This is a genomic window from Kitasatospora sp. NPDC093102, assembly GCF_040683915.1.
GTDB lineage: Bacteria > Actinomycetota > Actinomycetes > Streptomycetales > Streptomycetaceae > Kitasatospora.
In genome coordinates this window covers 21,136-34,151 of record NZ_JBFBFA010000013.1, presented here as the reverse complement: position 1 = coordinate 34,151, position 13,016 = coordinate 21,136, and the positions used below count along the sequence as shown (strand labels likewise).

The window sequence follows — 13,016 nt, the reverse complement described above, 5'->3', positions numbered from 1 at the left end:
GACGCCGGGCCCGGAACGCGGGCCGGGCGAACGGCGCGGACGGACGGGAGAAGAGCAGTGGCGGTCGACGGGGGCAACATGGCCCAGGCTGTGATCGACACGGCGTTCAACGAGCGCAAACGGCTGCACACCGGCCGCAGCCGGACCGTCGCCGTGGCCGTGTTCGGCCTGTTGATCGCACTCGGCTTCTTCCTGGCGCTCGTGGTCGGCAAGTCGGATCCGGACACCCCGCCGACCTGCGACGGCAAGACCATGACCCGGCACAGCGAGTGCCGGATCTGGTCCAGCCGCGGCGGCGGGGGCACCTACTCCTACGACGAGATGATCGACCGTCGGGAGTCCTCGAACGGGGTGTGGCGAGCGGTCGGCTTCGGCGGCGCGGGCGTGGCCGCCGTCCTGATGGTCGTCTCGATCGCCAAGCTCAACCCGAACCGCCCCTGGGGCAAACCGGTCAGCGCCGCCTGCCCGCGCTGCCGGGAGCTCAACCTGCGGGAGAAGTACACCATGCACAGCGTCACCCGGGGCCGCACCACCTACCGCTACAGCGGCATCGTCACCCTCTGCACCCCGGCCTGCGGCTTCTCCGCGATCCGCCAACGCTGACGCGCGGCGCGGCGGCCAGGGCCCGAATAGGTCCTCCCGCTCCCACCGGCTACGCTCGGTCCCCGTCGAACGAACGATGGGGTGGACCGAGTGGGCAGGTGGGAGCGGGCGCTGGACGCGGCCGGCGTACGGGAGGCCGGCCTGCGGGCCGACTACGGCCGGCAGCGGCAGCAGATGGCCCGGTACCGGCGGGAGGCCGCGCTCGCCACCGAACTGCTGCTGCCCGCCCGGATGGTCCCGCACGTGATCGCGGCCGCCGCCTTCATGCACCGCACCGACACCCTGCTCGACAGCGGCCCGCTCGCCGAACGCCGGGCGGCGTCCGCCCGCTGGCAGCAGCAGGTCGCCGACAGCCTCGCCGCCGGCCGTACCGACGACCCCGAGCTGCGTCCCCTGCTGCACAGCGTCGACGCCCACCCCGTCCTGCGGGACCGGGTGCTGGAATTCCTCGCCGCGGCCGGAGCCGACCTGGACTTCACCGGGTTCGCCACCGAGGAGGACCACCAGGCCTACGTCGACGGGTACTCGCTGCCCGGCTTCATGGTGGTCGCCGCCCTGATCGGCCCGGACGGCGACCAGAGCGACTACCGCGCCGCCTGCCGCACCTTCATCGACGGCAGCCAACGGCTCGACTTCGTCAACGACCTCGCCGAGGACCTCGCGGACGGTCGGCTGACCATCCCCGAGCAGGCCCTCAAGGAGCACGGCGTCACCCGCACCGACCTGGAGCAGGCCCGAGACCTGCCCGCCGTCCGGGCCCTGCTCGGCGCCCTGCTCGACCGGGCCGACCGCAGCCTCGCCGAGGGCAGGGCCGTCATCGACCGGGTGCCGCCCGCTCACCGGCCGATGGTCCGCTCCATCGTCGGCGTGGAGGAGCTCACCAGCGCTGCCGCCCGCGCCGACCTCGGCGCCCTGCTGCGCCGCTCGGCGAGCCCGGCCAAGCCCGCCGCGCTGCGCCTGCTGGCCCGCGAGTACCTCCGGGCCCGCCGCCTGCGCGGCTGACCCGCCCGAGGTGTGTCGATCCGGTGCGTGCCGCCCGGGTCAGGGCGGGCGGAGCCGGCGTCCACAAACGGAACCTCCCTTTGTCGTAGCCGATCCGGCGGCTCTGTCAGCTCCCTGTCCCGGGTCGGGCGGTCTGGCTAGCATGAGCCCGCTCAGCGCGTAGGACCCAAGGACCCGAATCATTGGGAGGACCCCATGAGTGCACTGGTGACCGACATCCGCGACGCCGGCCCGCTGGAGATCGACGAGGACGCCATCGTCTTCGAGGACGAGTTCGACGCCGACCTCGCGCCCGCCGCCTGCCTCGCCGACCCGTGGGTGACGTACGTCCCGACCCGCTTCCCCTGTGAGTTCAACTCCTGATCCACCCGGATCCGAACGGACGGCGGACCACGGCGGACCGGGGAAGGACGGAACCATGAGCGCACCGCCCGACCCCGGCTCCGCCGAGGCCCGCCGATCGGAGGCGCTGCGCGAACAACTCCGGCGCCGGGTCGAGGAACTGGCGTCCCGGGCGCCGGGCCCGCACCGCCCGCTGCGCACCGACGGCCAGTGGTGGTACCTCCGGGACCCCCGGATGCCGGACCTCGCCCACGGCTGGAAGCTGCACCTGTCCGCCCGCCCGGAGGGCTTCGAAGCGCTGCTGGACACGGCGCTCCCGATCCTGCTCGGCCGGGTCTGCGACGTGAAGTTCGCGGTGAGCGCGGCGGCGCTGTGGGAGCTCAACAGCGGCCGGCACGGTGCCGCCGCCGTGGGCAAGGCCGTCACGGTCTACCCCCGGCAGAAGGAAGTCCGCACCCTGGGACTGGAGTTGGCGCAGGCGCTGGCCGGCTGGGAAGGCCCCACCGTGGTGAGCGACCGGCCCGTCCGACCGGACGCCCCGGTGCACTACCGCTACGGGCCGTTCCGGGTCACCGACGACGAGGCGCAGGCCGGCATGACCGGCCCGGACGGCTCTCTGTTCCCCGGCCTGGCCGAGGCCCGCTACCGCCGGCCGCCCTGGGCGGGCGACCCGTTCGAGGCACCCGGCGCCCCCGCCGGCCCGGCGACCACCCGGGTCGGTTCCGGCCGCTACCGGATCACCGCCGGTATCACCCGCGCGCCGAGCGGCCACGTCTACCGCGCGGTCGAACTCGACACCGGGCGCGAGGTGGTGGTCAAGCAGGCCCGGGCCTTCGTCGCCGAGGACGGTGCGGGAACCGACGCGCGCGGCCGGCTGCGGCACGAGCACCGGGTGCTCGACGCGCTGGCCGGGGTGCCCGGCGTGCCCGCGCCGGTCGACTACTTCCGGCACGGCACCGACGAGTACCTGGTCAGCACCGCCTGCGGGCGGATCGACCTGCGCCGCGAGGTCCTCACCTGCGGCCCGTACGGCGCCGACGCCGGCGCCGCGGGCGGGCGGGACTGGTGGACGCTGGCCCGCCGGCTGCTGCGGGTGCTGGACGCGGTGCACGCGCGCGACGTGGTGCTCTGCGACCTCAAGCCCGCGAACGTGGTGCTCGACCGGGACGGCCGGCCCGCCCTGGTCGACTTCGGCGTGAGCGCCCTGGCCGGCGACCGCCCGCCGGGCGCCACCGCCGGGTACGGCCTGCCCGGCGCCACCGGGGAGGATCCCACCGAGGACCACTACGCGCTGGGCGCCACCCTGCACCACGCCCTCACCGGCCTCGACCCGGTGGTGATCGACCCGGACCCGGCGACCAACCGCGACCGCACCCTGGCCTGCCTGCGCGCCGCCCTCCCGGAGCCCGGGCACCCGGCGGAGGAGCTGGTCGCGGGCCTGCTGAGCTTCGACCCCGCCCGGCGCGCAGCCGCCGCGGCGGGGCTGCGGGAGGGGGCCGTGCCGGGCCGACGGGACGCCCCCGCCCGAAGGGGCACGGGCCGGCCGGCCCAGGCGCTCGACCACACCGTCACCACCTGCGTCCGGATGGCCCGCGAGCTGGTCGCCGCGGGCCCGGGCGCGGAGCGGCCTCGCACACTGCTCTCGCTGTACGACGGCGCGGCCGGCCTCGGTCTGGAACTGCTCCAGCACCCGGACCGCCCGGACGCCCGGGCCGCCGCCGCCGAACTCGCCGCTTGGACGGCCGCCCACCCGGCCCTCGGCCACCTGGACGGCTCGCTGTACCAGGGCGGTGCGGGCGTCGACCTGTTCCTCGCCGAGGCGGCCGCCGCGCTGGGCACCGAGCCCCCGGAGCACCGCCGGTACGAAGGGACCGGTGTGGACCAGATCGCCGGCACGGCCGGGATCGGCACCGGGCACCTGCTGCTCGCCGCCGTCGGCCCGGCGGCCGGAGCGCACCGTGCGGCGGCGGCCGACTGCGCCGCCCGGCTGGCCGGCCGGCCGCTGGACGACCTCGGGGAGGAGCCCAACGCCGGCACCGCGGCCCTGGCCGAGGGCTTCGCGCACGGCCGCGCGGGCGTCGCACACTTCCTGCTCGCGATGCCCGACGAGGACTCCCGGCTCGCCGCCCGCCGGATCGTGGACGGCCTCGCGTCCGACCTCCCGGGCATCGTGGCCGCCGCCCGCGCGCCCGGGGCGACCCGCCGCTACCTCTCCTGGTGCCGGGGGCTGGCCGGGATCGGCACTCTGCTGGTCCAGGCCGGCCGGCAGTACGGCGACGACGCGCTGCTCGCCATGGCCGTCGAGGCGGCCGACACCTGCCGGACGCTCGCCCCGAGGACCGCGCAGGTCTTCCGCTGCTGCGGCCTCGCGGGCGTCGGGGACCTCCTGGTCGACCTCGCGGTGGCCACCGGCGAGGCCCGGCACTGGGCGGCCGCCGAGGAGCTGGCCGCGCTGATCCTCACCCGGGCCGGCGGCCCGCCGGCCCGGCCGCTGCTGCCCGGCCGCCGACCGGACGCGCAGGCCCGGGCCTGGGCGGTCGGCACCCCCGGCGTCGCTACCTTCCTGCGCCGCCTCGCCCGGCGCGGCGGCCCGGTGCCGGGGCTGCTGCCGCTGCCCTGAGCGGCCCCGGGCGGGCGGCGGTTCCGTCCGGCCCGTGCCGTACGGCACCGTCGGCCGAACGCGTGGGCCCCGGCGGCGACGCCCCGTCGGGCCGTGCCGCTCGGCCGAACGCGTGGGCCCCGGCGGCGACGCCCCGTCGGGCCGTGCATCCCGTTGAACCTTCACTGCTCGACGCGCGATCGGGCGCTGGTCAAGAAGTCCCTGGAGGACTTCATGAACCAGGTTGCCCACGGCAAGGAGCGGGGAGGCCGGGAGGACGCGTGAGGCCGGTGCCGGTCGCGGCCGGATCGGGCCGTGGTCGGGGGTCCGTGGGGGGCCGCTGGAGCGTCGCTTGAGCCCGACCGGTCTTGAGCCGACGGGGTACGGGCTCCCGGCCAAGGTGCCGGCCGCCCGTACCGGCGGCCGCCGCCCGCTGCCTAGAGTCGTCCTCGGGCGGCGCGAAGCCCGGGTCCGAGCGGCCCGCGGACGGCGCACCCACGGGGGGCCCGGCACATCCCGCATCACCCGCTTCGCAGGCACACCTTCCCGGTCCGACCGGTACGCCTGCCAACTCCAGGGAGAACGCCATGTCCGACACCACCACGTCCCGCACCGCTGCCACCGAGGGCCTCGAATTTCAGGACCTCGACCTCAGCGAGCTGACCGTCACCTCGCTGCGCGACACCGTCGCCCTGCCGGAGAACGGCGCGTCCTGGGGCTCCTGCTCCTGCCAGGGCTCGTCCTCCTGCGCGCAGCCGGACACCATGGTCGCGCCGATCGTCTGACGCACCGTCACCGAGGTTCGGCCGCACGCCGAACCTGCCGGCCGGGCCTTCCGGGGCCGGCGCCGCCGCACCGGGACGGAACCCGACGCGTCCGCCTGGACGCGCCGGGTTCCGTCCCGCGCACCCGGGGCTTGACGTGCGGTTCCCCGCCCGGGCCGCGACGCCGCGGCCCGATCCGAGCAGTCCCACGTGACCCGCCCCAGGCCCCGCCGGAGGGAACCGCCATGCCCGACCGCGCCGCCCTGCCCCGGGACGTCCTGGCGCCCTCGCCCGTACCGGCCCCGGCCGCGTACACCGCGCGCCACGCCCTGGTGCGCTCCACCGTGCTCGCCCGGCCCGCCCAGTCCGCCGCCGCGGTCGGCGCCCGGGCGCTGCTGGGTGCACTCGCCGCCGCCGAGGCCGCGGCCGAGGCCCTGCGGCCGGCCCTCTGCGACGACCTCTACGCCAGCCGGGCCGGACACGACGAGGAGTTCCACCGCCGGGTCGTGCTGCCGCTCCGTCGCGACCTGCACAACGGGCGCCCGCCGCGGGCGGCCCTGCTCGACCGGCTGGCCGACCTGCCGCGCCGCGTCCCACGACTCGCCGAGTGGCTGGACCTGCGACGGCTGCGGGCCCGGCTGCTGGCCGCCCTCGCCGACGCCGTCCCGCCCGCCCTGACCGCCGAACGGGCCGCCCTGGCCGGCGTCTGCCGCGAGCCGGCCTTCACCCGGGCCGTCGCGCTCACCAGCGCCGACCTGCTGCGCGCGGTGGCCAACACGGCGGGCGCGACCGGGCAGGCGCGCGGCCGGGCCCGCAAGGAGGAGGCGGCCGTTCTGCGGCACGCCCTGCGGGCCACCGCCAAGACCAGCCCGCTGTCCTGGTTCACCGCCGTCGGCTGGGTCTGCGAAGGGTGGGCGGGCGAGCCGGCGGGCGAGCCGCGCGCGGTCGTCCGGGAGAACCGGGCGCTGGTCGCCGCGCTCGTCCAGGCCCTGCTCGACGACCCCCGCCGCAGCCGGACGCTGCCGCACCGGATGACCAGCTCCGCCCGGGTCGCCGACGGGCGGGCCCGCTACGCCCGCGCCGAGGTGCTGTTCGCGGGCGGGCGCTACCTGGTCACCCGGGAGGAGGAGGTCGAGCTCGCCGCCCGGCCCGAACTGGCCCTGCTCGCCTCGCTCGCGGCCGTCCCGGCCCCACCGGAGCGGCTCGCCGCCCGGCTCGCCGAGGCCCTCGGACGTCCGGGCGACGACCCGGCCGTGCACCGCTTCGTGGACCGGCTCCTGACGGCCCGGCTGCTGGTGCCCGCCGAGCCGGTCGACCCGCAGGACCCGCAGCCGCTCCGGAGCCTGGCCGACTGGCTGCGGCAATGGCCGGAGGACGCCGAACTGGCCCGACGGATCGATCGACTCGGCCTGGCAACCGGCGAGTTGGCCAGGACTCCGGGCGAACGCCGCCCCGCGCTGCTGGCCGCCCTCGGTGCGAACTGGCGGCGGCTGCTGGCCGACGCCGGACGGCCGGTCCCGGACGAGGCCGCACCGCTCAGCGTCCTCAGCGAGGACGTCCACGCGCCGGTGCCGCCGCACCTGCGACCGGACGCGGCCGACCGTACGGCGCTCGCCGAACTCACTGCACTGGCCGAGCTGTTCGACCACGGCCATCTGATGCGCCGGGCGGCCCGGGACCGCTTCGTCGCCCGCTACGGCGTCGGCGGGGTGTGCGACGCGCCCTGGGACTTCGGCGCCGAGGCGGCGGATGCCTGGGCGCAGCCGGCGCTGCCGGACGAACTGGCCGAGCTGCGCGAGGAGTTCGCCCACCTGCCGGAGCTGGACGGCGAACTCGTGCTCCCCGCCGGGCAGGTCCGCGCCCTGGCCGACCGGCTGCCCCACTGGACCGCGGCCCGGCCGCTCAGCTACTCCTGGTTCGTCCAACACGAGCCCGTGGACGGCCTGTTGTGCGTCAACCACGTCTACGGCGGCTGGGGGCGCTTCACCAGCCGCTTCCTCGACGGTCTGGACCCGCGGGCCGCCGCCGAGGTCGCCCGGCAGCTGCGGTCCGGCCTCGGGGGCGGCGCCCGCGCCGCCCAGGTCCGGCCGGTCGGCGGCTTCAATGCCAACCTGCACCCGCGGCTGCTTGCCGACGAGATCGGCCCCGACCGGCGGTGGACCAGCCTCACCGAGGCCGACCTCGACCTCGTGCACGACCCGGCCGGCGACCAGCTCCGGCTGCGGCTGAGGAGCAGCGGCGAGCTGCTCGACGTCCTCTACCTGGGCTTCCTCGCGCCGGTCATGCTGCCCCGGCGGCTCGGCCCGCTGCTCGCCGACCACCCCAACGGGGTCGTCGACTTCCGGCCGCTGCTGCCGCGCACCACCCTCGCCGCGCCCGGCGGCAAGGTGCTGCGCACCCCGCGCCTGCGCCACCGGCACGTCGTCCTCGCCCGCCGCCGCTGGCACCTGCCGGCCGGGGTGCTCGACGCCCTGCGGGCCGAACTCGCCACGGACCAGGGCCCCGACGGGGTCCCGGCCGCGGCCGTCGCCCGCTGGCGGGCCCGGCTCGGCCTGCCCGAGCAGCTCTTCCTCCACCCCGTACCGGCCGCCGCCGACCCCGAGGGAACCCCCGCCGACGCCTTCGTGGCCCACCTGCGCGCCCCCAAGCCACAGCCCGTCGACCTCGGCAACCCGCTGCACCTGCGCCACCTGGCCAAGTGGCTCACCCGGCACCAGCGCGGCGTGGTGCTGGAGGAGGCCCTCCCGGGCATCGCGGGACAGGCGGAGCCGACGCGGGCCGTGGAACTCGTGGTGGAGACGTACCGGCCGGGCCGGGGCAGCGCGGAGGGCGCCGGTGCCTTCGATTCCGTCCGTACCGCCATCGCCGAGGAGGCGCCCGATGAGTGACCCGGCCGACGGCCAGGAGGCCGCGACCGCCTGGGAGGTGGTCCTGTACCACTACCAGCCCGACAAGGCGCGCGCGCTGCGCGAAGCCGTCCTGCCGCTGGCCCGGCAGGCGGCCGCCGACGGGCTGGCCGCCCATGTCGAGCGGCATTGGCGGTACGGGCCACACCTGCGGCTGCGGCTGCGCGGCCCGGAGGCGCGGGCGGCCGGGGCGGCGCAGCGGGCCGCCGAGGCGTTGCGGGAGTGGGCGATCGTGCACCCGTCCGTCGCCGACCGGTCGGACGATCAGCTGCTCGCCGAGGCCGCCGTCGCCGGACGGGCGGAGCTGGTCGCGCCGCCGTACGCGCCGCTGGTGCCGGACAACACCGTGGTGGCGGCGCCCGTCGACCGGTCCGCCGAACACTCCCTGCGGGCACTGATCGGCGCCGAATCCGCCGAGCTGCGCGAGGAGTTGCTGCGGATCGGCCTGCCCGCCCTCGACTCGGCCTGCCACTTCCTCGGCGCGCACGGCGACACGCCGCAGGCGCGGGTGCAGCTGGTGCTGACGGCGCTGGCGGCGCACGCCACCGCGCACCCCGACGGGCTGGTCGGTGCGCACTACTCGGTGCTCTCACACCTGGAGGACTTCCTGGTCCACGAGGACCCGGACGGCAGCCTGCGGGCCGGCTTCGAGCGCCGCTGGGAGCGCACCGGCCGGGCGGTCACCGCACTGGTGGGCCGGATCACCAGCGGCGGCGGGCGCGGCTGGGAGCGGGACTGGGCGCACTGGTCGGCGGCCGCCTGGAGCCTGGCCGAGCGGCGGCTGGCGGCCGGGGCCGACCTCGGCGGCCGCCACGCCGAGTACCGGCAGCGTGCGGAGGCCCTCGGTGACCGGGCCACGGCCGAGCGCTGGAACGCCGAACTGCGCACCCGCTACAGCGAGTTCCATCGCCTGCTGCACCGCGCCGACCCCGACGGCGCGATGTGGCAGCGCCCGGACTACCTGATCAACCGGGCCGGCACCAACGGCCTGTACCGGCTGCTCGCGATCTGCGACGTCCGCCCGGTGGAGCGCTACCTCGCCGCCCACCTGCTGGTGCGCAGCGTGCCCGAGCTGACCGGCCACCGGTGGCAGGCGGTCCTCGGCGCCGTGGAGGAGAAGGGCGCGGAGGAGCCCGGGATGGAGAAGACGGGCATGGAGGGGGCGGCGGCATGACGACCGAACCGGAAGCCGTCCGGCCCCGGCTGCGCCCCGGCGTGGCGGTGACGCCGCTGCGCGAGGGGCTGCACCTGCGCGGCCGCGACGCCAGCCTCACCCTGGAGGGCAGCCGGTCGCTCCCGGCGCTGTGGCAGGTGCTCGCCGCCCGGCTCGGGCCGGACGCGGACGCGGACGCGGACGCCGAGCGGCAACCCGACGCCGGGCCGGACGCCGACGCCGGGCCGGACCCGGAGCCCGCCGACGCCGCTGGTGAGCCGGAACTGGCGGCCGCGCTGGCCACCGTCACCGCCCGGCTGCGTGAGCACGGCCTCCTCGTGGACCACCCGGACGGGGCCCGACTGCCGCCCTGGCCGGGCTCGGTGGCGGACGATCCCGGCGGCGCAGCGGCGGCCCTGGCGGCGGCGCACCCGGTGGTGGCCGCCGCTGACCCGGACGGCCCGCTCGCCCGCGCGGTGGTGCGCGCCCTGGCCCGGGGCGGGACAAGGGCTCCGGCGGTGGTCGCCGAGCCCGGACTGCCCGCCGGCCGGGTGGTGGCCACGGCGGACGACCCGGCGGCCCGCGCGGTGGCGGTCGCGGTGCAGCTCGGCGCGGACGGCGGCTTCGTCACCGAGCCGGCCGACCCGGCCCGGGCCCGGACGGACGCCACGGCAGTCGCCGCCCGGTTGGGCCTCGACCCGGGTGCGGAACCGCCCGCCGCGCTCCTCGCACTGCTCGCCGCCGCCGGCGCCCAGCGGCTGCTCTGCGCCGTCGCGGGACTGCCGGACCCGGCCGAGCCGGCCGACGACCCGCGGCTGCTCGCCGGGCGCCCCGCCGTCCTGATCGCCGAGGCCCGCCCGCCGCGAGCCGAGCACCATCCGTGGGCGGCGGGCCCCGGAGCCGTGGCCGCGCCACCCGGGGACCTGGCCGAGGCACTTCGCCGGGTGAACGCCCTCGGCGACCCCCGACTCGGCGTGCTGGACGCGCCCTCCCCGGGCGACCTCCCACAGCTGCCCGTGGCCCTGGTCTTCTGCGACAGCCCGTCCGGTCTGCTGGTGGCCGGGGCGGCGCGGACGGACCTCGCCCGGCTGGCCGCCGCGTGCCGGTCCGCCGAGCTGCATCTGGCGGCGCTGGGCGGCGGAACCGTGCCGGTGGTCGGGGCCGACCCGGGCCACGCCCTCGGCCGGGCCCTGCGCCGGGCCGTCCTCGGTAGGCCGGTCCGGGGCGAGCGCGTGGTGCCGCAGTCCGCTTGGCGGGACCACCCACAGGCCGGGCACTGGTGCGGCGTCCTGGCCCGCCGGCTCGACCGCAAACCAGATCTGACGATCAGTCAACTATCCTCCGAGCGGGTGTACCTGGCACAGGTCGAGGGGGTCCGGGCGGTCGAGGCCACCCCCGCCGACGCGGTGGCCCACGCAGCCCTGGCCGTCCTCACCCGCCTGCTGGCCCGGGACGGCGGCCTCGTCGCCGCCCACCACGCAGCCCTCTCCGGCGCCGCCGCCCCGCTCGCCGCCGCCGGGCGCACCCCGGCGGCCTGGGCGGACCCGGGCTGGGCCGACCGCTGGCTCGCCGAAGTCGCCGCCCGGGAAGCGGACCTGCACGCCGTCCTGGTCCGGCTCACCGGCCTGCGCACCACCCGCTGGCAGCCCGCCACCCCCGAGGCCCGCCCGTACGCCGACGCCCTGGACGGCTGCGGCTTCACCGCCCTCGTCACCGAGGAAGGCCGCCCATGAGCGAGCTACCGGTCCTCACCCCGGCCCAGGCGCTGGCCACCACCAGCGGCACCGCCGTCGTCCACCTCGCCGAGTGGACCCTCGGCCTGGCCGCCCGGCTCAGCCGGCACGCCCTGGCATACCCCGTACGCCTGGTGCCGGTGCGCGAGGACGGCGCGCTGACCGTGGTCGGGCCGGTGCTCGCCCCCGGCGCACCGGCCTGCCTCGCCTGCGTCGAGTACCAGCGGCTCGCCACCGCCGGCGGCCGGGTGCCCTGGCAGAGCCCGGACCTGGCGCTCGGGGGCACCGGCACCCCGGCCTTCGCCGACGCGGTGACCGCGCTCGCCGCCGACCTGGCCACCGCCCCGCCGGCCGCGGAGCCCGCCGTCCCCCCGGCGGCCGGGGCGGCGACCGTCCACGTGGTGCACGGCGGCCGGGCCACCTGGTCCACCCACCGGGTCCGCCCGGTCGGCGGCTGCGAGGTCTGCCACCCGCTGCCCGCCGACACGCCCGGGGCCGCCCGGCTGCCCGCCACCCCCCGCCCGCTGCCCGACCCGGCCGTCCTACGCGGGCCCAACGAGCGTACGGAACCGGGGCAGTTGCGGGCCGAGCTGTACGACGAGCGGTTCGGCCCGGTCCGCCGGCTGTTCCGCACCGAGGACTCGGCCTTCGCCCTCACCACCGCCTGGGTGACCGACGGCCGGGCGCTCGATGACGGCGGGTACGGGCGGGCCGCGGACTTCCGTTCCAGCGAACGGGTCGCGCTGTTCGAGGCGGTGGAGCGGTACGCGGGCATGCGGCCGCTCGGACGCCGAACCGTGCTGCGGGCCTCCTACGCCGAGCTGGCGGGCGAGGTCGGCCCGGGGGCCGTCCTCGACCCGGTCCGGCTCGGCCTGCCCGACGATGCCGACCCGGGACACCCCGCCGTGGCCACCGTCCCGTACACCCCGGAACTGGTACTCGACTGGGTGCACGGCTGGTCGCTCACCCACCGCCGCCCGGTCGCCGTCCCGGAGCACGTCGCCTACTGGGACGTACCCGGCCGCGACCGTCCCCGGGTGGTCTACGAGTCCTCGAACGGCTGCGGACTCGGCAACAGCCCCCAGGAGGCCGCGCTCTACGGACTGTTCGAGGTCGCCGAGCGCGACGCCTTCCTGATGGCCTGGTACGCCCGCACCCCGCTGCCCGGCGTCACCGTCCCCACCGAGGACCCGCAGATCGCCGAACTCGCCGACCGCGCCCGGCTGCTCGGCTACCGGCTCACCCTGCTCGACGCCACCAACGACCTCGGCGTGCCCGCCGTGATCGCCCTCTGCCGCCACCGCGGCGGCCGCCCCGACGCCCCGCACACCTTCCTGGCCGCCGGAGCCCACCACGACCCCCGGACGGCGATCCGCTCCGCCGTCGCCGAGGTGGTCACCAACGTCCAGGAGGCGCCGCACCGCGCCACCGCCCCGGGCGGTCCGCGCGACCCGCAGCGGCTGCGCCCGATGCTGGACCGCCCCGAGCTGGTCGTCGGCCTGGACGACCACGTCGGCCTCAACGCCCTGCCCGAGGCCCAGCCCCGGCTCGACTTCCTCTTCGCGGGCCCGCCGCCGGTACCCTGGACCGAGCGCTGGCCCGGCGCCCCCGAACCGGTCACCGACCTCACCGAACTGCTGGAGCGGACGATCGCCCGGCTGGCGGGGGAGGGCCTGGAGGTCCTCGCGGTCACCCAGGACGAGCCCGGGATCCGCGAGCGGCTGGGCCTGCACTGCGCCAAGGTCGTCGTCCCCGGCACGCTGCCCATGACCTTCGGCCACGCCAACCGCCGCACCCGCGGCCTGCCCCGCCTGCTGGAGGTCCCGTACCGCCTCGGCCGCACCCCGGCGCCGCTGCGCCACGACGAACTCCCCTTCCACCCGCACCCGTTCCCCTAGCCTTCCGGAGAGCCCG

General features: G+C 77.6%; 9 protein-coding genes. All 9 read left to right on the top strand.

Features of this window, described 5'->3' with window-relative positions:
• Window positions 1–57 precede the first annotated feature (57 nt).
• A complete protein-coding gene (locus tag AB0O11_RS19410) occupies window positions 58–603 on the top strand; it encodes a hypothetical protein (protein ID WP_363388159.1) in 546 nt (181 codons plus the stop codon).
• Window positions 604–693: 90 nt separating this feature from the next.
• Entirely contained in the window at window positions 694–1,605 is a 912-nt protein-coding gene (locus AB0O11_RS19405) for a squalene/phytoene synthase family protein (RefSeq protein WP_363388157.1), read from the top strand.
• A gap of 195 nt (window positions 1,606–1,800) precedes the next feature.
• Window positions 1,801–1,968, top strand: a complete 168-nt coding sequence (locus AB0O11_RS19400; RefSeq protein ID WP_224284346.1) for an SflA family class IV lanthipeptide — start codon at window positions 1,801–1,803, stop codon at window positions 1,966–1,968.
• Between the two features lie 55 nt (window positions 1,969–2,023).
• Window positions 2,024–4,567, top strand: coding sequence for a class IV lanthionine synthetase LanL (gene lanL / locus AB0O11_RS19395; RefSeq protein WP_363388153.1), 2,544 nt, complete (start codon window positions 2,024–2,026; stop codon window positions 4,565–4,567).
• Between the two features lie 566 nt (window positions 4,568–5,133).
• Window positions 5,134–5,331, top strand: coding sequence for a thiazolylpeptide-type bacteriocin (locus tag AB0O11_RS19390; RefSeq protein WP_363388150.1), 198 nt, complete (start codon window positions 5,134–5,136; stop codon window positions 5,329–5,331).
• A 224-nt stretch (window positions 5,332–5,555) separates the two neighbouring features.
• Window positions 5,556–8,198, top strand: a complete 2,643-nt coding sequence (locus AB0O11_RS19385) for a lantibiotic dehydratase (RefSeq protein ID WP_363388147.1) — start codon at window positions 5,556–5,558, stop codon at window positions 8,196–8,198.
• Entirely contained in the window at window positions 8,191–9,390 is a 1,200-nt protein-coding gene (locus AB0O11_RS19380; protein ID WP_363388144.1) for a hypothetical protein, read from the top strand. Before AB0O11_RS19385 ends, AB0O11_RS19380 begins: the two co-directional genes overlap by 8 nt.
• The gene (locus tag AB0O11_RS19375; RefSeq protein ID WP_363388141.1) at window positions 9,387–11,102 is read left to right on the top strand and encodes a hypothetical protein; all 1,716 of its coding nucleotides are present in this window, start codon (window positions 9,387–9,389) and stop codon (window positions 11,100–11,102) included. The genes AB0O11_RS19380 and AB0O11_RS19375 overlap by 4 nt, the downstream gene beginning before the upstream one ends.
• Window positions 11,099–13,000: a TOMM precursor leader peptide-binding protein gene (locus AB0O11_RS19370; RefSeq protein WP_363388138.1), complete on the top strand. Its 1,902-nt coding sequence runs from the start codon at window positions 11,099–11,101 to the stop codon at window positions 12,998–13,000. Before AB0O11_RS19375 ends, AB0O11_RS19370 begins: the two co-directional genes overlap by 4 nt.
• The last annotated feature ends 16 nt before the right edge of the window (window positions 13,001–13,016 follow it).

What these genes read in the sequence shown, in the direction of transcription:
- AB0O11_RS19400 (WP_224284346.1), top strand. Translation starts at nt 1,801, where the DNA reads ATGAGTGCACTGGTGACCGACATCCGCGACGCCGGCCCGCTGGAGATC.
- lanL (WP_363388153.1), top strand. Translation starts at nt 2,024, where the DNA reads ATGAGCGCACCGCCCGACCCCGGCTCCGCCGAGGCCCGCCGATCGGAG.
- AB0O11_RS19390 (WP_363388150.1), top strand. Translation starts at nt 5,134, where the DNA reads ATGTCCGACACCACCACGTCCCGCACCGCTGCCACCGAGGGCCTCGAA.
- AB0O11_RS19385 (WP_363388147.1), top strand. Translation starts at nt 5,556, where the DNA reads ATGCCCGACCGCGCCGCCCTGCCCCGGGACGTCCTGGCGCCCTCGCCC.
- AB0O11_RS19380 (WP_363388144.1), top strand. Translation starts at nt 8,191, where the DNA reads ATGAGTGACCCGGCCGACGGCCAGGAGGCCGCGACCGCCTGGGAGGTG.
- AB0O11_RS19375 (WP_363388141.1), top strand. Translation starts at nt 9,387, where the DNA reads ATGACGACCGAACCGGAAGCCGTCCGGCCCCGGCTGCGCCCCGGCGTG.
- AB0O11_RS19370 (WP_363388138.1), top strand. Translation starts at nt 11,099, where the DNA reads ATGAGCGAGCTACCGGTCCTCACCCCGGCCCAGGCGCTGGCCACCACC.